This is a genomic window from Lentzea cavernae (genome assembly GCF_014653695.1).
Lineage (GTDB): Bacteria > Actinomycetota > Actinomycetes > Mycobacteriales > Pseudonocardiaceae > Lentzea > Lentzea cavernae.
On sequence record NZ_BNAR01000002.1, the window covers coordinates 425,620 to 446,235 of the forward strand.

26 protein-coding genes are annotated in these 20,616 nt (G+C 71.4%); 12 read left to right on the plus strand and 14 right to left on the minus strand.

Translation table 11 applies throughout. The features are described from left to right. Nucleotides 1–12 precede the first annotated feature (12 nt). The 4 genes from IE307_RS07900 (at nucleotide 13) to IE307_RS07910 (ending at nucleotide 4,473) form a co-directional block, all read left to right on the plus strand. On the plus strand, nucleotides 13–1,869 hold the full coding sequence (locus IE307_RS07900; protein ID WP_191297147.1) for a discoidin domain-containing protein: 1,857 nt from the start codon (nucleotides 13–15) through the stop codon (nucleotides 1,867–1,869). A gap of 48 nt (nucleotides 1,870–1,917) precedes the next feature. Next, nucleotides 1,918–3,732 (plus strand): ricin-type beta-trefoil lectin domain protein, encoded by a 1,815-nt coding sequence (locus IE307_RS07905; RefSeq protein ID WP_191297149.1) that lies wholly within the window; start codon nucleotides 1,918–1,920, stop codon nucleotides 3,730–3,732. A gap of 87 nt (nucleotides 3,733–3,819) precedes the next feature. Beyond that, a complete protein-coding gene (locus tag IE307_RS47240; RefSeq protein WP_268250345.1) occupies nucleotides 3,820–3,945 on the plus strand; it encodes a hypothetical protein in 126 nt (41 codons plus the stop codon). Between the two features lie 81 nt (nucleotides 3,946–4,026). Beyond that, a complete protein-coding gene (locus tag IE307_RS07910) occupies nucleotides 4,027–4,473 on the plus strand; it encodes a DUF4383 domain-containing protein (RefSeq protein ID WP_191297151.1) in 447 nt (148 codons plus the stop codon). Here IE307_RS07910 and IE307_RS07915 read toward each other — a convergent pair. Then, nucleotides 4,470–5,291, minus strand: coding sequence for a UbiA family prenyltransferase (locus IE307_RS07915; protein WP_191297153.1), 822 nt, complete (start codon nucleotides 5,289–5,291; stop codon nucleotides 4,470–4,472). The genes IE307_RS07910 and IE307_RS07915 overlap by 4 nt on opposite strands. A gap of 63 nt (nucleotides 5,292–5,354) precedes the next feature. Between IE307_RS07915 and IE307_RS07920 the strand changes: the two genes are divergently transcribed. The 4 genes from IE307_RS07920 to IE307_RS07935 are packed head-to-tail and all read left to right on the plus strand — an operon-like array spanning nucleotide 5,355 to nucleotide 9,033. Then, the gene (locus IE307_RS07920; RefSeq protein WP_229904506.1) at nucleotides 5,355–6,017 is read left to right on the plus strand and encodes a methyltransferase domain-containing protein; all 663 of its coding nucleotides are present in this window, start codon (nucleotides 5,355–5,357) and stop codon (nucleotides 6,015–6,017) included. Nucleotides 6,018–6,020: 3 nt separating this feature from the next. Continuing rightward, the gene (locus IE307_RS07925) at nucleotides 6,021–7,163 is read left to right on the plus strand and encodes an acyl-CoA dehydrogenase family protein (RefSeq protein WP_229904507.1); all 1,143 of its coding nucleotides are present in this window, start codon (nucleotides 6,021–6,023) and stop codon (nucleotides 7,161–7,163) included. Then, on the plus strand, nucleotides 7,160–8,197 hold the full coding sequence (locus IE307_RS07930; protein WP_191297156.1) for a type III polyketide synthase: 1,038 nt from the start codon (nucleotides 7,160–7,162) through the stop codon (nucleotides 8,195–8,197). Before IE307_RS07925 ends, IE307_RS07930 begins: the two co-directional genes overlap by 4 nt. Before the next feature lie 2 nt (nucleotides 8,198–8,199). After that, nucleotides 8,200–9,033 carry an SDR family NAD(P)-dependent oxidoreductase gene (locus IE307_RS07935; RefSeq protein WP_191297158.1) on the plus strand — a complete coding sequence of 278 codons (834 nt, stop codon included), beginning with the start codon at nucleotides 8,200–8,202 and terminating at the stop codon, nucleotides 9,031–9,033. On the opposite strand, the gene IE307_RS07940 is transcribed toward IE307_RS07935, so the two are convergent. Further along, nucleotides 9,001–9,495, minus strand: coding sequence for a DUF2231 domain-containing protein (locus tag IE307_RS07940; protein ID WP_191297160.1), 495 nt, complete (start codon nucleotides 9,493–9,495; stop codon nucleotides 9,001–9,003). The two genes, IE307_RS07935 and IE307_RS07940, sit on opposite strands and share 33 nt — an antisense overlap. 69 nt (nucleotides 9,496–9,564) lie before the next feature. On the opposite strand from IE307_RS07940, the gene IE307_RS07945 reads away from it, so the two are divergent. Next, on the plus strand, nucleotides 9,565–9,876 hold the full coding sequence (locus IE307_RS07945; protein ID WP_191297162.1) for a hypothetical protein: 312 nt from the start codon (nucleotides 9,565–9,567) through the stop codon (nucleotides 9,874–9,876). Then, nucleotides 9,873–10,037 (plus strand): hypothetical protein, encoded by a 165-nt coding sequence (locus IE307_RS07950; RefSeq protein WP_191297164.1) that lies wholly within the window; start codon nucleotides 9,873–9,875, stop codon nucleotides 10,035–10,037. Before IE307_RS07945 ends, IE307_RS07950 begins: the two co-directional genes overlap by 4 nt. 486 nt (nucleotides 10,038–10,523) lie before the next feature. Here the strand turns inward: IE307_RS07950 and IE307_RS07955 are convergent, their stop codons facing one another. From IE307_RS07955 to IE307_RS07990, 8 genes are all read right to left on the minus strand, one after another. Further along, nucleotides 10,524–10,799, minus strand: a complete 276-nt coding sequence (locus tag IE307_RS07955) for a hypothetical protein (protein WP_191297166.1) — start codon at nucleotides 10,797–10,799, stop codon at nucleotides 10,524–10,526. Between the two features lie 106 nt (nucleotides 10,800–10,905). Next, nucleotides 10,906–11,154: a hypothetical protein gene (locus IE307_RS07960; protein WP_229904508.1), complete on the minus strand. Its 249-nt coding sequence runs from the start codon at nucleotides 11,152–11,154 to the stop codon at nucleotides 10,906–10,908. 5 nt (nucleotides 11,155–11,159) lie between these two features. Next, entirely contained in the window at nucleotides 11,160–11,321 is a 162-nt protein-coding gene (locus IE307_RS07965) for a hypothetical protein (protein WP_191297168.1), read from the minus strand. Continuing rightward, nucleotides 11,318–12,103 (minus strand): MBL fold metallo-hydrolase, encoded by a 786-nt coding sequence (locus tag IE307_RS07970; RefSeq protein ID WP_229904509.1) that lies wholly within the window; start codon nucleotides 12,101–12,103, stop codon nucleotides 11,318–11,320. Before IE307_RS07970 ends, IE307_RS07965 begins: the two co-directional genes overlap by 4 nt. 17 nt (nucleotides 12,104–12,120) lie before the next feature. Then, a complete protein-coding gene (locus IE307_RS07975) occupies nucleotides 12,121–12,774 on the minus strand; it encodes a DUF3618 domain-containing protein (RefSeq protein ID WP_191297172.1) in 654 nt (217 codons plus the stop codon). Beyond that, nucleotides 12,750–13,136, minus strand: coding sequence for a phage holin family protein (locus tag IE307_RS07980; RefSeq protein ID WP_229904510.1), 387 nt, complete (start codon nucleotides 13,134–13,136; stop codon nucleotides 12,750–12,752). Before IE307_RS07980 ends, IE307_RS07975 begins: the two co-directional genes overlap by 25 nt. Nucleotides 13,137–13,152: 16 nt before the next feature. After that, a complete protein-coding gene (locus IE307_RS07985) occupies nucleotides 13,153–13,890 on the minus strand; it encodes a hypothetical protein (protein ID WP_191297176.1) in 738 nt (245 codons plus the stop codon). A gap of 115 nt (nucleotides 13,891–14,005) precedes the next feature. Further along, on the minus strand, nucleotides 14,006–14,584 hold the full coding sequence (locus IE307_RS07990) for a DUF6292 family protein (RefSeq protein ID WP_191297178.1): 579 nt from the start codon (nucleotides 14,582–14,584) through the stop codon (nucleotides 14,006–14,008). A 10-nt stretch (nucleotides 14,585–14,594) separates the two neighbouring features. Between IE307_RS07990 and IE307_RS07995 the strand changes: the two genes are divergently transcribed. Together IE307_RS07995 and IE307_RS08000 are read left to right on the plus strand one after the other, a co-directional pair. After that, nucleotides 14,595–15,329: a spermidine synthase gene (locus IE307_RS07995; RefSeq protein ID WP_191297180.1), complete on the plus strand. Its 735-nt coding sequence runs from the start codon at nucleotides 14,595–14,597 to the stop codon at nucleotides 15,327–15,329. Between the two features lie 32 nt (nucleotides 15,330–15,361). Then, a complete protein-coding gene (locus tag IE307_RS08000) occupies nucleotides 15,362–17,977 on the plus strand; it encodes an AAA family ATPase (RefSeq protein WP_191297182.1) in 2,616 nt (871 codons plus the stop codon). Here IE307_RS08000 and IE307_RS08005 read toward each other — a convergent pair. The 4 genes from IE307_RS08005 to IE307_RS08020 form a co-directional block, all read right to left on the minus strand. Next, the gene (locus IE307_RS08005) at nucleotides 17,961–18,338 is read right to left on the minus strand and encodes an ester cyclase (protein WP_191297183.1); all 378 of its coding nucleotides are present in this window, start codon (nucleotides 18,336–18,338) and stop codon (nucleotides 17,961–17,963) included. The genes IE307_RS08000 and IE307_RS08005 overlap by 17 nt on opposite strands. Further along, a complete protein-coding gene (locus tag IE307_RS08010) occupies nucleotides 18,338–18,757 on the minus strand; it encodes a Dabb family protein (RefSeq protein WP_191297185.1) in 420 nt (139 codons plus the stop codon). Before IE307_RS08010 ends, IE307_RS08005 begins: the two co-directional genes overlap by 1 nt. A 1-nt stretch (nucleotide 18,758) precedes the next feature. Beyond that, complete coding sequence (locus tag IE307_RS08015; protein WP_191297187.1) at nucleotides 18,759–19,880, minus strand: MFS transporter; 1,122 nt, start codon at nucleotides 19,878–19,880, stop codon at nucleotides 18,759–18,761. 72 nt (nucleotides 19,881–19,952) lie between these two features. Then, nucleotides 19,953–20,603: a GntR family transcriptional regulator gene (locus IE307_RS08020; protein ID WP_191297189.1), complete on the minus strand. Its 651-nt coding sequence runs from the start codon at nucleotides 20,601–20,603 to the stop codon at nucleotides 19,953–19,955. Between the last annotated feature and the right edge of the window lie 13 nt (nucleotides 20,604–20,616).

Sequence of the window (20,616 nt, forward strand, 5' to 3'; positions counted from 1 at the left end):
GATGGGTGTTACATGAGACGAACCGCGATCGTCGCCCTGGTGCTCGGGCTGACCGCCGTGCCGACCGCAGAGGCCTCCAGCGCGCCGCAGGTGAGGGTGTGGGTCACCACCCCGGACCGCGCCGAGCTGATGCACGAACGGCCGCGCGTCGCGTTCGGCAGGGGCGAGTCGGCGCACCCGACGATCGTGGTCGACCCCGACCGCCGCTACCAGGAGGTCGACGGCTTCGGCGCGTCCATCACGGACTCCTCCGCCGACCTGCTCGCGGGCCTCGCCCCCGCGGTGCGCGCCGAGACCATGCGCAAGCTGTTCGACCCCGCCGCGGGCATCGGCGTCAGCTTCCTGCGCCAGCCCGTCGGCTCGTCCGACTTCACGGCGGCGAAGGAGCACTACACCTACGACGACGTGCCGGCCGGCCAGACCGACTTCGCGCTCAAGCACTTCAGCATCCGCCACGACGAGGCCAAGATCCTCCCGTTGCTGCGCGAGGCGAAGCGGCTCAACCCGCGCCTCAAGGTCATGGCCACGCCGTGGAGCCCGCCGGCGTGGATGAAGGACAACGACTCGCTCGTCGGTGGGAAGCTCAAGGACGACCCGAAGATCTACGACGCCTACGCGCGCTACCTCGTGAAGTTCGTGCATGCGTACGCGAGGGCCGGGGTGCCGGTCGACTTCTTGTCCGTGCAGAACGAGCCGCAGAACCGCAAGCCCGACGCCTACCCCGGCACGGACATGCCGGTGGCCGCTCAGGTGAAGGTGATCGAGGCGCTCGGCCCGAAGCTCAAGTTCGCCAGCCCCCGCACCAAGATCCTGGGCTTCGACCACAACTGGGCCACCCACCCGAACGACGGCACCGCCGAAGCCGACTACCCGTACCAGATCCTGCGCAGCAAGGCAGCGAAGTGGGTCGCGGGCACGGCGTACCACTGCTACTACGGCGACCCGAGCGCGCAGACCGCGCTGCACAACGCCTTCCCGGACAAGGGGATCTGGTTCACCGAGTGCTCGGGTTCCAAGGGCGCCACCGACCCGCCCGCCAAGGTCTTCAGCGACACCCTGCGCTGGCACGCCCGCAACGTCGTCCTCGGGACCACCCGCAACTGGGCGCGCAGCGCGGTCAACTGGAACATCGCGCTCGACAGCACCGGCGGCCCGCACCTCGGCGGCTGCGGCACGTGCACCGGCCTCGTCACCGTGCAGCCGGACGGGTCGGTCGTCACCGACGCCGAGTACTACACCATCGGGCACCTCTCGAAGTTCGTGAAGCCCGGCGCGCGCCGCATCGCCAGCACGTCGTTCGGCACCACGGGCTGGAACGGCCAGATCATGGACGCCGCGTTCCGCAACCCGGACGGTTCCACGGCTCTGGTGGTGCACAACCAGAACGACGACCCGCGCTCGTTCGCGGTCAACGTCGGCGACCGCACCTTCGAGTACACGCTGCCCGGTGGCGCGCTCGCGACGTTCACGTGGACCGGTCAGCTCCGCAGCAGGCTTGACGCGGTGCCGCTGACCGGCGCCACCGCCTCCCCCGACGGCGCGCTCGCGATCGACGACGACGCGTCGACCCGCTGGTCCAACAACGGCGCCCAGGCACCCGGCCAGTTCCTGCAGGTCGATCTGGGACGCCGCAAGGACTTCCGCCGCGTCGCGGTCGACTCCGGCGGCAACCTCGGCGACTACGCGCGGAACTGGGAGCTGTCCGTCAGCAACGACGGCACGTCGTGGCGAGCGCTTGCGTCCGGTGAGGGCGTCGGCCAGCTGACGAACATCGACGTCCGCCGCACGAGCGCGCGGTACGTCCGCATCACGTCCACCGGAACCGCGAGCAACTGGTGGAGCATCGCCGATTTCCGCCTCTACAACTGAAACAACTGAATGAACGCTGTCGGGCGCCCAACCCTGCAAGGAGCGCTTATGTCAAAGACGACACAACGCCTGCGTGGCATCGCGATCGCGGCAGCCGTGGTGACGGCGGGGAGCACCCTGGTCTCCCCCGTCGCCACGGCCGCCACCAACGCGAACGTCTGGCTCACCACGGCCGACCGTTCCAACCTCCTGCGCCAGCAAGGAGACGTGACGTTCGGCTCGGGCGGCACCGGGCCGACGATCACCGTGAACCCGAACTCCACCTACCAGTCCATGGTCGGCTTCGGCGCCTCGTTCACCGACGCGGCGGCGTGGAACATCTTCAACTCCCCGCGCCGCAACGAGATCATGTCGAACCTGTTCAACAAGAGCAGCGGGATCGGCATGAGCTTCATCCGCCAGCCCATCGGCGCGACCGACTTCTCGCGGAGCTTCTACACCTACAACGACGGCGCGGCGGACCCGTCGCTGTCGCGGTTCTCCATCGACCACGACAGGGCCTACATCCTGCCGCTGTTGCAGCAGGCCAAGCAGATCAACCCGCAGCTCGCCGTGATGGCGACGCCGTGGAGCGCGCCGGCGTGGATGAAGAACAACAGCAACCTCATCCGCGGTTCGCTCAACGACAGCCGGATCGGTGTCTACGCCGACTACCTGGTCAAGTTCGCGCAGGCGTACAAGGCCGCGGGCATCCCGATCGACTACCTGAGCGTGCAGAACGAGCCGCTCTTCGAACCGCCGGGCTATCCGGGCATGTACATGTCGCCGCAGCAGCAGGTGAACGTCATCAACACCCTGGTGCCGAAGCTGCGCGCCGCCGGTGAGCAGGCCCGCCTGCTGGGCTACGACCACAACTGGGACAACGTCGACTACGCGCAGACCGTCAACAACGGCGCGGGCGGCAACGTCATCGGCTCCGCGTGGCACTGCTACGGCGGCGACCCGAGCCGCCAGTCGATCGTGAAGAACAACCAGCCCGGCAAGGACGTCTTCTTCACCGAGTGCTCCGGCACGCGGTCGAGCGACGACGCCTCGACGTTCCGCGACACGTTGCGCTGGCAGGGCATGAACCTCGCGATCGGCGCGACGCGCAACCACGCGCGGACCGTGGCGATCTGGAACATGGCCCTGGACCAGAACAACGGCCCGGTCATCGGCAGCTGCACCAACTGCACGGGCGTGGTCAGGACCAACGGCAACGACGTCACCTACAACGCCGAGTACTACGTCCTCGGTCACCTGTCGAAGTTCGTTCAGCCCGGCGCCGTCCGCATCGACTCGACCGGCTTCGGCGAGGGCGGCGTGCAGAACGTCGCGTTCCGCAACCCGGACGGCCGGATCGTGCTCGTCGCGCTGAACACGGGTGGCCAGCAGAACTTCCGCGTCTCCTACGGCGGCCAGACGTTCGGCTACACCCTGCCGGCCGGCGCGATGGCGACGTTCACCTGGCCCGGCACGCTCGACCCCGGTCAGCCCGGCGGGCGCACCGGCGCCATCACGGGCCTGGGCGGCAAGTGCCTCGACGTCACCAACGGCTCGACCGCGAACGGGAACCTGCCGCAGCTGTGGACGTGCTTCGGCGGCCCGAACCAGACGTGGACCCTGCAGTCCGACGGCACGGTGCGCGGCCTCGGCAAGTGCCTCGACGTGACCGGGAACGGGACGGCGGACGGGTCCGCGGTCCAGTTGTGGGACTGCTTCGGCGGCCCGAACCAGCGGTGGACGGCTTCGGGCGGCACGCTCGTGAACGCCGGCAGCAACAAGTGCCTGGACGTGGTCGGCAACAACACCGCGGACGGGGCGAAGGTGCAGATCTGGTCCTGCACGGGCGGGGCGAACCAGCGCTGGACCGTGCCCGCGTAGGTGCGACGGCCGGTGCCCGGAGACGGCGGGCACCGGCCGTCGGCTGAACCACTGCATGAGGTCGTGTCGTGCGGGTAACCGGGCCGCATGACCGATCCCATCAACCCGGAGGCACCGCACTCTCCGGGAACCCCCAGTCTGGACGACCTCGAGACCGAAGAACCCGAGGTCACGCAGGAGACCACCGAGGACGGGAGCGAACCGCCGGACTGACCGCGCATGATCCGTTTGCGGTGAAGGACCAAGGGTAGCCGGGCACGACCGAAGCGAGTCCCGACTTCACCAGGAGTGGTCATGACCCACAACGGAACCGCCGTGCGCACATCCGTCCAGAAGGCCGCGCTGGCCGTGAGCGCGGTCTTCGCGCTCGTCGGCGTCGCCGGCTTCATCCCCGGTCTCACCACGAACTACGACACCATGGAGTTCGCCGGCCATGAGTCGCAGGCCATGCTGTTAGGCGTCTTCATGGTGTCGATCCTGCACAACATCGTGCACCTGGCGTTCGGCGTCGCCGGGTTCCTCATGTCCCGCACGGCCTACAACGCCTACTGGTACCTGCTCGGCGGCGGTGTCGTCTACCTGCTGCTGTGGCTGTACGGCCTGTTGATCGACCACGACAGCGACGCGAACTTCGTGCCGCTCAACACCGCTGACAACTGGCTGCACCTGCTGCTGGGCGTCGGCATGGTGGGCCTCGCCTTGGCGCTCGGCCGGGGTGCCAACGCCCGTCGCCGGGTCTAGAGCTCCACTCCCCCGGTGACGATCAGCAGCACGACGTCGACGACCGCGACCGCGAGCAACGCGTTGAAGTTCGCCCGCGACCCCGGTCGCCGGCCGCGCACCCTGCCGATCACCAGCACCACGACCGACAACGGCACCGCCACCAGTCCCGCCGTCGTGACGGGACCGGGCGGGCCGATCGCCAGGACCACACCGGTGATCACCGCCAGCGCGGCGGCAGTCCCCGCGCTGGCGGCTTTGCCGATGCGGTGCGGAAGTCCGCGCACGCCGGTCGCCGCGTCGTCCTCGAGGTCCGGGATCACGTTGGCGAAGTGCGCGGCGCTGCCCAGTGATGCGGCCGCCAGCACCAACCACACGGGCGGCCACCCGCCCGGCCCTCCCAGCGTGACGAACGCGGGCAGCAGCCCGAACGAGAACGCGTACGGGACAACGGAGAACGCCGTGGCCTTGACCCCGAAGTCGTACGCCCAGGCGGAGCACAGGATCGCCAGGTGCACGAGAGTTGCGTCCACTCCGGACAGCAACGACAGTCCCACCGCGGACAACGCGGCGACGACCGTCGCGATTGCCACGGCACCGCGCGACACCGCACCGGCGGCGACGGGCTTGTCCTTCCGCCCCACGCTCGCGTCCCGGTCCGCGTCGAGCACGTCGTTGAGCCAGCCCACGGAGAGCTGCCCGGCCAGCACCGCCGCGGCCACGGCGAGCAGCCCACCGGCCGACCGGCCCGTGGTCACGGCGAGCGCGGTGGCGACGAAGGTGACCGCGAGGGCGGGCAGCGGATGACAGGAACGCGCGAGAGCGCCGATGCGACCCATGGATCTCCACTCTGCCAGCCGGGGACGAGTCCGCTTGTTGATCTTGAACCGAACGATCCCGAGTTGTACGAACGGCTGGCGGAGCACTGGTGGGATCCGCGCGGCCCGTTCGTGATGCTGCACTGGCTCGCCGCCGCCCGCGCGCGACTGGTCCCGCGTGGACCGGGAGACGCCGTGCTGGTCGACCTCGGCTGCGGCGCGGGACTGCTGGCCCCGCACGTGCACGGCTACCACCACATCGGTGTCGACCTCTCGCGGGAAGCGTTGCGGCAGGCCGGAAAGCGCGGGGTGAGCACGATCGAGGCCGACGTGCTCGCGGTGCCGTTGCCGGACGGGTGCGCCGACGTCGTCGTCGCGGGCGAGATCCTCGAGCACGTCCCGGATCTGACCGGGGCGGTCGCCGAGGCATGTCGTGTGCTGCGGCCGGGCGGTCTTCTCGTGCTGGACACGCTGGCCGACACCGCGCTGTGCCGGTTCGTGGCGGTCGTGCTCGCGGAACGCGTGGGGCTGGCTCCGCGCGGGGTGCACGACCCCGCGTTGTTCGTCGATCGGAACGCGCTGGTGAGCCAGTGCGCCCGCCACGGTGTGCACCTCGTTCTGCGGGGTATCCGCCCCTCACTGCCCGACCTGCTCGCGTGGTCCACGCACCGCGGACGTCCCGTCCGCATGGTGCCGACCACGACCACGGCGGTGCTCTTCCAGGGCGCCGGCCGCAAGAAGGGATGACCTTTGGACCTCCACTCCCTGGCCGGCCGGATGTCCGGCCGGGCGCCGAAGTACGACGTGTCCGGCGAGTTCCCCGAGGAGGACTTCGCCGACCTGCGCGAGCACGGCCTGCTCGGCCTGATGGTGCCGCGCCGTCTCGGTGGCGCGGGGGCCACGTTCGCCGAGTACACCGACGTGGCGATGAAGCTGGGCAGCGGCGCGGGTGCCACCGCACTGATCTTCAACATGCACGCCTCCGTGACCGGCGCGCTCGCCCACACACCGGACGACCTCGTGCGGCAGTTCGGCGCTCCGGAGAGCTTCTTCGCCTCCCGCGACCAGGTGCTCGCGGACGCGGCCCGCGGATCGCTGTACGCCGTGGCGATGAGCGAACGCGGGACGGGGTCGCGGTTGTCGAAGGTGAAGACCTCCTACGAGCGCACGGATTCGGGCTACCGCATCACCGGCGCCAAGACGTTCGTCTCCGGCGCGGGCCACGCCGACGCCTACCTCGTCGCCGCCAGGGACGGCACCAGCGAGGAACCGAAGGTGTCCTACTTCCTCGTGCCGGCCGGACCGGGCGTCGACGTGCGGCCCACGTGGGACTCGCTCGGCATGCGCGCCACCGCGAGCCACGACGTGCACCTCGACGTGGAGGTGACGCCCGACGCGCTGGTGGGCGGCATCGAGGGCGCCGCTCTGCTGCTGGCCCAGGTGATGCCCCAATGGCTCGTCGCCTCCTACGCCGCCGTGTACGTCGGCGTGGCCCAGGCCGTGCTGAAGCACGGTGCGGAACACCTGCGCGAGCGCGGACTGCACACCCTCCCGATGGTCCGTGCCCGGCTGGGTCGCGCCGACGTCCAGGTCGCCGCGGCGGAACTGGTGGTGAGGAGGGCGGCACAGCTGGTGACCGACGACCCCGGCAGCCCGGAGACGAACCGCTGGGTGTGGCGGGCGAAGCTCATCGCCGGTGACACGGCCGCCCAGGTCGCGTTCTCCGTGCTGGAGGCGGCGGGTGCGTCCGCCACGCGCCGCGGCCACCCGCTGGAACGGCTCTACCGCGACGCGCGGTGTGGTGCGCTGCAACCGGCCACTTCGGACGTGTGCGCCGACTGGCTCGGTGCCGGCGCCTTGGGCGACAACCCGGACGAGATGGCTCGCTGGTGACCGCGCACATCGCCGCCATCGGCACCGCGCTGCCGCCCGCCGTCGAGCAGAACACGTTGTGGGACCTGCACTTCCGCGAGCTGCTGGACGGCAGCAGGGTCGCCGAGCGGATCTTCGCCTCGGCCGGCGTGCGGCGCAGGCACGCCGTGGTCAGCCCGCTGGACCTCGACGTCTCGGCGAGCACCACCGGCGAGCGGATGCTGTTCTACAACGCGGCGGCGGAGCCGTTGGGGCGCAAGGCCGTGACCACCGCCCTGGAGCGCGCCGGGCTCCATCCCGCCGACGTCGGGCAGCTCACCGTCGTGTCCTGCACCGGGTACACCGCACCGGGCCTGGACGTGCAACTGGCCGCGTCGCTGGGACTGGCTCCTGACGCGCAGCGGTTGCAGATCGGGCACATGGGCTGTTACGCCGCACTACCGGCGCTCGCGACCGTCGCCGACTACGTCTCGGTCCACCGCAAGCCCGCGGTGCTGCTGTGCCTGGAGCTCACGTCTTTGCACGTCCAGCCGTCCACAACGGACGTTCAGCAGATCGTCTCGCACGCGCTGTTCGGTGATGCCGCCACCGCGCTCGTCGTCCAGCCGGACGAGGGCAGGCTGGAGGTCGTCGCCACCAGTGCCGTCACCGACCCGTCGACCGCGGACCACATGACCTGGACGGTGACCGACCACGGGTTCCGGATGACGTTGTCCCCGCACGTGCCCGAGGTGCTCGGCAAACACGTGCGGCACGCCGTCGAACGCCTGCTGGCCGAGCACGACCTCACCGTGCCGGACGTGCGCGGGTGGGCGGTGCACCCCGGTGGGCCGCGCATCGTCGACACCGTCGGGCACGAGCTCGGGCTGCCGGCGGAAGCACTCGAACCGTCCCGGCACGTGTTGCGGGAGAACGGCAACTGCTCGTCGGCGACCGTGCTGATGGTCCTCGACGAACTGCTGCGCGGCCCGGCGCTGCGACCGGGCGACCCGGTGGTGGCGATGGCGTTCGGCCCCGGACTGACCCTGTACGTCACACTCCTGCGCGCGAGGTGATCATGCGATCCGTCGAAGGTCTCGTCGTTCTGGTGACCGGTGGCACGGCGGGCATCGGGCGGATCACCGCCCGGCGGCTCGCCGGGCTCGGCGCCCAGGTCGCCATCTGCGGCCGTGACCGCGAGCGGCTCGACGGCGCGTTGCGCGAGATGCCCGGTGTGTGGGGAACGTGTTGTGACGTAACGGATCCGATCGAACGGCTGCTGCTGGTGCGTGCCGTCGTCGAGCGGTTCGGCCGGATCGACGCGCTGGTGAACAACGCGGGCCAGGGCCGGGTGGGCAAGCTCGCCGAACAGGTGCGGAGTCTCGTCGCGGTCAACTTCACCGCGGTCGCGGAGCTGTCGCGGCTGGTGCTGCAGCAGTTCGGTCCCCGCGGCGGGCACGTGGTGATGATGTCGTCGATCGGCGCGTGGGTGCCGATTCCGCCGTTGTCGTTGTACTCGGCCACGAAGGCGGGTGTGCTGGGGCTCGCGGTCGGGTTGCGGCGGGAGGTGCCGCGCGGGGTGAAGGTCCACGCGGTCTGCCCCGGTCCGATCCGCACGGGGTGGCTCGCGCGCGATCTCGGCGGCAGGCCGTCCGAACGTTCCGCGCCGCGCACGCTGTCGGCCGGCTCGGACCCCGCGAAGGTGGCCCGCGCGGTCGAGAAGTGCCTGACCGCGCGGACGTCCCGCACCGTCGCAGTGCCGCGATGGTGGGAGATCGCGCGTCTGGGTTCGTTCGCTCCCGTCAGCCGGGTGCTCGACGTGGTGGTCGCACCCGCGTCGACCGCGATCGTCCGCCTGGCACAGCGCTACGGCAGGAGGCTAGCGGCCCGCAAGACCCGATCCGCTCAGTGAGCTGGAGGCGTCCGGGTGCGCGCCCTCCTCGACGCTGATGCCGAGCCGTTCGACGAGCTCACCGCCGAGCCAGCCGCCCGCACCGCTGACCAGCAGGCCCAGCCAGGCCGCGACGAGCGCGGGCCACTGCGGGACCCAGTCCTGTTCGGACAGTCGCATCGCCCAGCTGATCGCGAACAGCACCAGCACCACCGCGTTCGCGAGGCCGTGCAGCAGCCCGATCCGCCGGGCGCGCGTGCCCTGCGGGACGACGAGCCACCAGTCGAGCCAGCCGGTGACCGCGGTGACGACACCCATCAGCAGTCCCGCGGCGATCAGGTGGGCGGCGGTGAACGCGAAGCTCACCCTGTCGGTGATCAGGTGCAGCACGTCGAAGGCGACCGAGGTGGTCAGCAGACCGAGCGGGAAGACGATGAGGATCGGGTGGATCGCGTGACCCGCGGCACGAACACGGCTGCGCATGGGGAGCTCCTTCTTCCGGAGGGCGGCTGCCCGAGGCGTACCCCGCCGCGGAGCGGATACCCCTGTCCCATGAACACCGACGAACTCCGCCGTTTCGTCCTCGACCGGCTGGCCGAGGACGAGCAGCGCGCGGCCGCGGGCGAACTGCCGTTGCTCGACGAGGCAGAGGGCCGCGGCAGGCTGCGCGTGACGCGGTCCGACGACGGCTCCGGGCTGCTCCTGCTGCCCGGTCCGACCCAGTCCGGGCAGGACCCGGTGCCGTTCCCCGAGAAGCTCGGCCTGCTGCGCGCCGAGGTCGAGAACAGCGACGACGAGGCGTTGCTGGGGCTGCTCGCGCGCGCCTACGACACCCACCACGCATGGCAGGAGGAATGGCTGTGACGACACCGGAGCCCGACCGCGTGACCGCGGAGAGCGAACTCGAGGACGCCGACATCGGCGGCGAGCACACGAGGCCGACGTTCGCCGACGAGAACCCCGGTGGCCCGCACCGGGGACGCGACGAGTCCGAGCCTCACGACGAGGGCGGCATGGACCAGTAGGCCGTCACGCGCGGGTGGGCGGCGGTGCCCGGCGGCCGGGGATGAACGCGCGCGCTGCGGTCAGCAGCGTGCGCGCTGGGGTCAACAGCGTGCGCGCTGGGGTCAACAGCGTGCGCGCTGGGGTCAACAGCGTGCGCGCTGGGTCAGCAGCGTGCGCGCGGGCAGGCCCACCGTGCCGCACGGGCAGTCACCACCGTCACGCGCGGACACCGCCCTCACACGCAAGCAGGCACCACTGCCACGCATGGGCAGGCACCACCATCATGCGCAAGCAGGCACCACCCTCACGCACGAGCACGCACCACCGCCATGCACAGGCGCACCACCACCACGCGCGACCAGGTACCACCACGCGTGCCCAGGCGCCACCGTCACGCGCGAGCAGGCACCGCCCTCACGCGCGGGCAAGCACCACCGTCACGCGCGACCAGACACCACCGTCACGCGCGGGCGCGCACCACCGCCGCGCGCGACCACGCACCACCGTCACGCGCGGGCGGGCACCGCCGCCCGCCGGCCGGGGATGAACGCGCGCGCTGCGGTCAGCAGCGTGCGCGCCTCCATCAACTCGCCGTACTCGAGGTGCTCGTCCGCGGCCGCGATGTGCATCAGCGCCCGCTGCGGGGCGTCAGGAGCGTCCATCACGGCCTTCGCCAGGCGCTTGCGGGCCTGTTCGGTCTGCTCCTCGGAGTCGCCTCCCGCCGTGACGCGCAGGAGTGCGAGGGCGTCGCAGATCGCTCGGTCGAGTGCGCTGGAGAGCATGGGGTTGCCGCCTTCTGAACAGCCGGGGACGTGGCGCGCCGACTGCTTGACGCGCGACGGGCTACCCGCGCTTCGCGCACGGCAAACCACCCGGGGGCGGAATTCCTCAGCCGCCCCGGTTGTCCACCGCGGAACTGAGCGTGGCGGCGGCCTCTTCCAGCTCCCGGCCGGCCGGGTGCTCGCCGACGCGGTCCAGCAGCTCCTGCCTGGTCACCACCGACAACGCGCCCCGCAGGGCGTCGGTGGCGAGCTCGTCGTGGTCGGCCACGACGTAGCGGCCCTCGACGAGCACGAGTGCCGCCTCCGGCTTGGTGGACCGGAGCAACTGCTCGAGGTCCTGCACGGGAATCGGCACGGCGATCAGCCTCCGTCGCCGTAACGTCCGCCACCGTCGAGCCCCGCACCCGTCTCGTCCGGGTCGCTCGGCCGCTTCGACACTTCCTCCTCGGTCGGCGTCAGCGGCGCACCGCTGTTCTCCTCCGCCGCACCGCGTTCGATCTTGTCGTGCTCCGGCTCGGTCACAGCGCCTTCCTCTCTCGGTCGAACTGCAGCGTGCCGCCGCGCGCCACCACCTGGACGTCCAGCCCCGCGCCCCGGCGCGAGACCTCGGCGGTGAAGTCGGACAGCGGTGACTTCATGACCCCGTACTCCTCGTAGTGCACGGGGACGGTGGTGCGCGGCGCCAGGAGCTCCATCAGGTCGGTGCCCTGCCTGCCGTCCATGGTGAGCAGCACGCCGAGCACCTTGGTGCCGCCGAGGTGCAGCACAGCGAGGTCGATGCCGTCGAACCGTTCGCGGATCTGCCGCAGCGCCGGGTGCACCAGGGTGTCGCCGCTGAGGTAGACGCGGAACGGGGGCACGCCCGCCGCCTCCCGGTACTCGAGCATGGTGCCCATGACGGGAGGCAGCAGGCGGCCCAGCGCTCCCAGCGCGTGCCTGCCCGGCAGCGAGGTGATCGTCAGCTTCGCCGCACCGCGCGACAACACGACGGTCTCCCACGTCCGCAACGGCGCCGTCTCGGTGAACCCCTTGCGGGACAACCTCCTGGCGGCGTGCGGGGTGGTGAACAGGGGAAGGTCGCGGGCCAGTTCACGGCTCGCCACCCGGTCGAAGTGGTCGCCGTGCAGGTGGGACAGCACGACGGCGTCCAGCTCGGGCAGATCGGCGATCTCGATCGCCGGATCGGTGAGGCGTTTCGTCACGACACCCTGACCGATGTGCGTCCACTGTCCTCTGTGGAGGAAGTTGGGATCGGTCAGCAGCGTGAACGGCCCGAGCCGGAGCACCGTCGTGGCGTTCCCCACGAAGTGCAGGGACCCCGTCACTGCCCCGAGACGCGCTGCCCGGACTCGCGGGCGTGCCCGCCGACGTCCTGCGCCGCCTCCTTCGTGTGCTCGGCCGTGGTCTGCGCCGCCTCGGTGGCGACCTGCTTGACCTCACCGGCGGCGTCGCTCACCGAGGACTGCACGCCCTCCTTGAGGTGCTGCGCCGACTCGGTCACGGCCTCCTTCGCCGGCTCCAGCACGTCGGAGAAGCTGTCCGACAGCTGCTGGACGGCCTGCTGCTCGGCGTCGGTGCGGGGAAGGACGGCCGCCAGCAACAGGCCGCCGCCGAACGCGATCAGGCCGGCCGCGAGAGGGCTGCCCTGCGTCTGCCGCGCCACCTGGCGGGGCGCTTCCTGCACCGCGTGCGCGGCCTGCTCCGCCCGTTCGGCGACGGCGTGCCCCGCCTGCTGCGCGCGATCACTGACGGCCTGCCCGGCGCCCTGTGCCTGTCCCTGCACGGACGAGGTGGCCTGCGTGGCGGTTCCCATCACTCGCTCCCTCATCGACACCAGGCCCTGCCGCACACCGCGAACCTTCCGGGACGCGATGGCCTTGGGACTCGTGTGGTCGACCAGCCGGTTGGCGTCGGCCCGCAGTTCCGCGCGGGTCACTTCGATCTCACGCCTTATTTGGTCGGGTGTTTCGCCCATTCCGCGTCCTCCTTCAAGGTTTCGACGGTGAGTTCGGGTTTCGGGTTGACGGTGCGCAGCTTGGACCTGCCGCTCGTGTAGAGGACGGCGCCCGCGATGCCCCAGAGGGCGGCGACGATCAGGGCCGCCCAGCCCAGCGGCATGACCGCGCCGAGCGCGAACACCAGGGCGAAGCTGAGCAGCACCGTGGTGAGGTAGCCGGCGAACCCGGCGGCCGCGAGCATGCCCGTGGCCTTGCCCGCCTTCGTGGCCTCCTGCCGGATCTCGGCCTTGGCGAGCTCCAGCTCCTGCCTCATCAACTTCGACAGGTCACCGGTCAGCTCGCTGACGAGGTCGCCGAGCGACTCACCCGAAGTGTCCATTCGCGACGGTGGCACCTCAGGGACCGACATGCGGCACCCCCGCCGGTGGGACGACGGGCGTCGTGGTCGGCGTCGTCGGCGCGACGTAACCCGGCGTGCCGTAACCCGGGGTGCCGTAACCCGGCGTGCCGTACTCCGGGGTGCCGTACTCGGGCGTCCCGTACTCCGGGGTGCCGTATTCCGGGGTGCCGTACTCCGGTGCGACATCAGGACGTTCTGCCGCCACGGGCACGAAACCGCCGCCCTGCGGCGAACTCTGCGGCCCGCTCCGCGCCGGGCTCCCGCCGGACGCGCCCTTGGCGATCCTGCCCACCAGGAACCCCGCCACGGCGGCGCCCAGCAGGAACGTGCCGGGCTTGCGCCGGGCGTAGTCCCGCGCCGAGTCGAGCAGCCCCTGGGCGCCTCGTTCGTCGAGGAACCTGGCGGCCTGCCTGCTCGTGTCCGCCACGCTCTGGATCGCTCCCGCCGACATCGAGTCCGGCGCGGCGCTGCCCGCCATCTGTCCCAGCTCGTCGGCGATGCGGCCGAGCTGCTTCGACACCCGCGTGGCCTGCTCTTCCGCTTCCCCGGCAACGCGGTGCCGCACGTCCTGGACGACCTGGCGGGCCTGGTTCGCGGTCTCGTGCGTCACGGCGGCGGCCTGGTCCTTCACTGTGGACCCGACCTGCCCCGCCGCTTCCTTGGCGTGCTGCGCGACGTCGGTGCCCTCTTCTAGGGCCGCCGTGCGCATTCCGCCCGTCTGATTCTCGGTCACGGCTGACTCCTCAGCTCGTAGTCTTGTGCTGGACTCCGAGCTACCCGTGAGAAACCGCCGCAAACGAAAACGCCACCGGCAAACCGGTGGCGTTGCGATAGAACCTGGTCGGCGGCTAGGAGAGGACGGCGCGCTGCTGCGGCACGAACGCGGCGAAGTCACGATTCGCCCGCCCCTGCTCCTCGTGCAGCAGCCCCGACACCCAGCCGACCACGGCGGCAGGAGCGGGCCGCGGGTCACCGGCGAGCCGGGCGATCTCCACGAGCTCGCCGAGGCGGTCCTCGACGGCCACCGCCCACCCGGTCAGCTCGTTCCAGACGAGCGCCACGTAGTGGTCGGGGAAGTCGGGCAGCCGCCCGTCGAGCGCCACGTAGGCCGCGGCCCGCGGTTCCATCTCGACCATCGAGCTGTCACCCCTCAGCCCCAGGCCTGTGACGACGTCACTCACGTAGTGCCGCACCTCGCGCGCGGCGGAATCGTCGAAGTCGATCTCGAAGTCGATGCCGGGCTCGATGCTCATGGCGCGCGGATACCCCGCCGGGGTGTGGGAGAAACGCGGTGTGACCGGCCACACCCGCACGGAGCAGCCGTGCGGCACCGCGGCACCACGGCGGGTGGCGGTCCTGCCGCGCGCGGTCCGAACGCTCCAGCGGATGCACCCGTTCGCCCACCGCTCCGGCGTCTTGGCGGCCATCATGGTCACCATGCGATTCGAGACCGTCGATCGACGCCGCGTGCGCTTCGGGATGGCCGACGTCGAGCAGGACCGCGACCGCCGCGAAGCACGGCTGATCAGCATCGACGGCACACCGCAGTCCTATGTGGATCTCCTCGACCCCGCGAACCTGCCGTTCGGCGTGACGCGCAGGATCGCGGACGTGGTCGACGCGCTGCCGCCGGGCGCGGTGAACGCGCTGCACATCGGTGGTGCCGCGGGCAGTCTGCCGCGCTACGTCCAGCACGTCCGCCGCGGTTCCGACCAGCTGCTCGTCGACGTCGACGGCGCCATGGTCGACCTGGTCCACGCGCACCTCCCCTTCCCCACCGGGATCACCGTGCGCGTCGAGAACGGGCTCGACACCGTTCGCACCGCGCGTGATCTCGACCTGGTCGTCGTGGACGCGTCCGCGGTCGGCGCCATGCCCGAGGAGTTCGCGGGCGCGGAGTTCCACCGGCACGTGTCCGACGCGTTGACCGGGTCCCGGACGCTCGTCGTGAACGTTCTCGACCGGCCCGGCCTGGCGCTCACCACCCGCCTGGCCGACGCGATCACCGAGCGGTCCGGGGTTCCCCTCGTGATCGCCGATCTCGGGCTGCTGGCGGGAACGGGCCCGGGGCACGTCGTGCTCGTGTCCTCCGAGGCGGTGCTGCCGGTCGCGGAACTCGAGGCCAGGGCACGCGAAGCCAGTTCTCCCGCCTCCGTCTCACTGGGACTCTGAGACCGGGGCCGCCGTCGCCTACGGTTCAGGTCATGGACGCGCTCACAGCACCGCCGCTCCTGGGACGCGACGACGAGATCCGGTGTCTGTCCGGGATGCTCACCGCCGCCCGCGACGGGCGTGGCGGAGCGCTGGTGCTGCGCGGTGAGGCGGGCATGGGCAAGAGCGCGCTGCTCGCTCACGTGCGGGAGTCCGCGTCCGGGTTCCGCGTGCTGGAGGCGTCCGGGTCCGAGTTCGAGACCGAACTCCCCTTCGCGGCCCTGCACCAGCTGTGCCTGCCGCTGCTCGGCTCGCTGACCGGGCACCACCGGGAGGCGCTCGACGTCGCGTTCGGCCTGGCGGGCGGAACGCCGGACGTGCTGCGCGTCGGCATGGCCGCGCTGGACCTGCTCGGCGGCCGGGGCCCGGTGCTGTGCCTGCTGGACGACGCCCACTGGCTCGACGAGGAGTCGGCGCGGGTGTTCGGGTTCCTCGGGCGGCGGCTGGCCTCCGAACCGGTGGTGCTCGTGTTCGCCGCGCGGCAGCCGTGGGCGCGGTCGCGGCTGGACGAGCTGCCCGGCCTGGAACTGCGGGGCCTGGCCGACGCCGAGGCACGCGCCCTGCTGTCGTCCGGGCCGGTCGCGGTGGTGGACGACAAGGTGCGGGAGCGGTTGCTCGCCGAGGCCCGCGGCAACCCGCTGGCGCTGCTGGAACTGCCGAAGGCGGGCGGGTTCGCTCTGCCGGACGTGACGTCCGTGCCGAGCCGGATCGAGCGCAGCTTCCAGGAGCGCTGGGAGCGGTTGCCCGCGCACGCCCGATTGCTGCTGACCGCGGCCGGCGCCGATCCGACCGGGGAGCCGGGACTGCTGTGGGCGGCGGCATCGGAGCTCGGCATCGACGTGGCGTCCGCCGGGGTGGAGGCCGAGGCGTCCGGGCTCGTCAGCATCTCCACGCGGGTGCGGTTCTGCCACCCCCTCGCCCGGTCGGCGGTCTACCTGGCCGCGTCTCCCGCACAACGCCAGGCCGTGCACCTCGCGCTGGCCGCCGCCACCGACCCCTCCACGGACCCGGACCGGCGGGTGTGGCACCGCGCGCAGGCCGGCACCGGGCCGGACGACTCCCTGGCGGCCGAGCTGGAGCGCTCTGCCGAACGCGCCAGCGCACGGGGCGGAGTCGCTGCTGCGGCGGCGTTCCTGGAGCGCGCGGCGGCGTTGTCGGTCGACCCCGGACTGCGGGCCGGGCGCACCCTGGCCGCGGCGCGGGCCAAGCTCGACGCGGGCGCGGTCGACGTCGCCGCCGAGCTGCTCACGACGTTCTCCGCCGACGACCCGCAGGCGGACCTGCTGCGCGGGCGGATCGCCTTCGCCCGCGACAAGGACAACGCGGGGCCGTCGTTCGTGCTGCGGGCCGCTCGCCGGATGACCGGTGCCGCCGCTCGGGACTGCGTGCTGGACGCGCTGGAGATCGCGCTCGCCTTCGGACGCCCCAGCGGCGTCGTGGAGGCCGTCGTGCGCGAGGCCCGTTCGCTCGACCGCGGCTCGGACGTGCTGGAAGCGTTGGTGCTCCTCGCCGACGAGGGGCACGCGGCGGCCGTTCCCCTGCTGCGCCAGGTGTTCTCCGGCGACGACCTGGCGTGGACGAGGCATCCCGCGCTGGCGACGGTGCTCGCGGGCGAGCTGTGGGACATCGGCGTGCACTCGTCGGTGACGAGCTGGCTGGTGAAGACCGGCCAGCGGTCCGGATCGCCGTTCGTGCTCCGCCTCGGGCTCGCGCAGGTGGCGACGCAGGCGGTGCTCACCGGCGAGTTCGGCACGGCGATGTCCGCGATCGCGGAGGAGGAGGCCGTCGCCGACGCGGTGGGGGTGCCGCCGCTGCGCTACTCGCGGCTGCACCTGGCCGCGTTCCGCGGTCGGGCGCAGGAGGTGCTGGCCGAGACCGGGCACTCGCTGCGGGAGGCCGGCCTGCTGGTCGCGAACACGCACTGGGCGTCCGCGGTGCTGCACAACGGCCTCGGCGACTACCGGGTGGCGCTGGCCGCCGCACGGGAGGCGGTCGCGCCGGGCGACCTCTACCTCGCCGGGATCGCGCTGCCCGAGTTGATCGAGGCGGCGATGCGCTGCGGTGAGACCGCCGCGGCCTCGGAGGCGTTGGAGGACCTGGTCTCCCGGACCTCGCCGTGCGGGACGGCGTGGGCCGGCGGTGTCGCGGCCTGCTCGCAAGCCCTGGTCACGGGCGAGGAGTCGTCGTTCGTCACGGCGGTGGAGTTGCTGGAGACCAGTTCCGCCAAGCCCTATCTCGCGCGGGCGCATCTGCTGTACGGCGAATGGTTGCGGCGAGCCGGCCGCCGCGTCGACGCCCGCGTGCAACTCCGTCTCGCGCACGACCTGTTGTCGTCCATCGGGATGGAGGCCTTCGCCGCTCGGGCGGCGCTGGAGCTGCAGGCCACCGGTGAGGTCGCGCGGAGCCGTTCCGCCAGGGCCACCGACGAGCTGACCATGCAGGAGACGCACATCGCCCGGCTGGTCGCGACCGGCGCGACGTCCAAGGAGGTCGCCGCGCGGCTGTTCCTGAGTCCCCGCACGGTTGATGCCCACCTGCGGAACATCTACCGCAAGGTGGGCATCAACTCACGCCGTCAGCTGGCGGACCTGTTCAGCTCCTCGGCATGATGCCGAGCTGCTGAGCCGCCCACAGCCCGTCCGCGTTGAGCCAGTACTCGATGATCCTGCCGTCCTCGACGCGGAGGATGTCCGTGCCGTGGAAGGAGATCTCCCCGGCCTCGGCGAACCAGCGGACCACGTGGAACGGGTCCTGCTCGATCGGCCCGACGTCGATGGTGAACCTGAGCCCTGGCATGTTCTCGTGGGAGCTCTTCACCCACTCCACGAGCTGCTGACGTCCGCTGTGGTCCTGCGACGGCCCGCCGGTCAGCGGCGCCACGTGCCACCCGAAGTCCTCGTGGACGATGACGTCGGCCTGGGCCAGGTCGCCGTTCCAGAAGTCGAGCCAGGTCTTCACGAGGACGCTCATCACTTGCCCCCGTGCTGGCCGGGGGCGGCGCTGCCCGTGTACTCGCCGAGGTCCGACACGAGCTGCGTGAGCTCGGGGTCGCCGTCGTAGCGCTTCTGGTGCAGTGCGGCGATCTTCGTGCCGATCCCGGGGTCCTCGTCGTCGGTGATGTCGAACGACGCGAACTTGTCCACGAGCGGCAGGCCGACCCGGTCGGTGTTGCGGTGCGCCGGGTGGGTCAGGTACTCCCAGTAGCCGTCGAGGTCCTCGATGACGAACGTGGCGCCCCACTCGTACTCGCCGCCGAAGTCGCGACCGACCACGAAGGACTTGACGGACGGGATCACGCGTCCCTGGTTGCGCAGGCTCTCCAGCGCTTCCTCGACCTGCTCAGGTGAGGCGTCCTCGCGCAGGGTGAAGCGGTTGCCGTGGTAGATCATGTCAGTTCTCCTTGTTTCCCAGGGCGAGTGCCGCCCCTGCGATGGTGGTGGCGACGCCGGTCCAGACGAACGCCTGCGCGATGCCCGTGACGTGGATCAGGGGTGCGAGGGCCAGCGGTGACAGGAACTGGCCGAGGAAGATGCCCGCGACCAGGCCGCTGAGCACCCGGCCGCGTTGCTCGGGACTCGCGAGGTTCGCGAGCGCGGTGTTGAGGTTCGGGACGACCAGTCCCACCCCGAAGCCGCCGACGAGCAGTCCCGCGGTGATGAGCGCGAGGCCGTTCCCCGCGCCGATGACCAGCCAGCCGACGCCCAGCAGGACGACGCTGACGGCGGTGGTCCTGCTGGACCTGAGCCGGGGGAACAAAAGGGCTCCCGCAACGCTGGTCAGCGTGCTGCCCGCGATCACGAACCCGACGACCGCCGGGCTCGCGCCGAGGTCGCGCAGCAGGAACGGGAGCTGCGTCGGGGCCATGTAGAAGACGAGAGTGGCGATCAGGGCCAGCAGGTACGTGCCGAACGCCTTGCGCGGGAACCTCGCCGGCTCTCGTGTGCCCGTCTCGGGGCGTTCGGCGGTCAGTCCGGTCGCCGCCGCCAGCGCCATCAGGGCCGCGACGCTGTAGAGCCAGAACGGGAGCCGCCAGTCGATCCCCGCCAGCACGCCCGCCAGCGGGAGGAAGACGACTCCGCCCAGGCTCGCGGCCGCCTGCTGCAGCCCCAGGAACCGCGTGCGGTCGGGGCCCTCGAACCAGTCCGTGATCAGGGCGCTGACGGCGGTCATGACGCCGCCCACCGCGAGACCCAGCACCGTTCTGGTGACGAGCAGGACGGGCAGGCTGGTGACGAAGTAGCCCGCCGTGCCCGCGAGGGCGTAGACGACGAGGCTCGCGGTCAGGAGCGGCTTGCGGCCGGCCCTGTCGGCGACGAGGCCCGCCAGCGGCGCGCTCACCGCGATGGCCAGCGCGGTGATGGTGAGGGCGAGCCTGACCAGCACGCCCTCGCCGTACACCTCGCCCATCGCGGGGAGGCTCGGGGCGATGACGGCGGCGGCCATGATCGTGAGGGTGGCGGAGGCCAGGACCACCGCCCTGGCCGTGCGCGTCGGCGCGGTTCGTGTTGTCACATGGACAGAGTGGCGCCGTGAACAGGGCGTTCGCGTCGGTAGTCGTTACGTAGACGGGCGGCTACGCAACGACTACATGCGGTCCAGCAGCCGGGCCCGCGCGATCTCCAGGTGCGCGGTCATCGCCGCACTCGCCCCCGCCTCGTCCCGCGCCACCAGGGCGTCGACGATCGCCCGGTGTTCGGTGATCGTCTGCACCCCGAACGGCTGCTGGAAGTTCAGCCGGAACAGGTGCAGGTGGCAGTGCGTCTTCGCGAACGACTGGAGGACGGCCTCGTTGCCCGCGATCCGCAGGATCAGCTCGTGCAGGCGCTGGTCGTGGGCGGTGAGGTTCTTGTAGTCGTCGTAGGCGTCGTCGGCGGGGGCCGCCGGGCAGGTCGCGAGCTCCTCCTCGATCTGCCCGGCGAACTCGGGGGTCATGCGGGCCGCCGCCAGGGCCGCCGAGGGGGGTTCGAGGAGCAGCCGCAACGAGTAGAGGTCATCCACCTGCTTGCGGTTGAGCAGGTCCGTCACGCTGTAGCCGCGCAACGGGAGCCTGCTGACCAGTTCCTCGGATTCGAGGCGGGCCAGGGCTTCCCTGACCGGTGTCGGGGAGACGTCCAGCTGACGTGCCAGTTCGTCTATGTTCACGCGGGCGCCCGGTGCGATGCCGTCGCCCATGATCAGGGCGCGGATCTGCTCGTAGACGTCGTCCGCCAGCACGCGCCTGGCCGGTATCCGCAACACCACTCCTGAG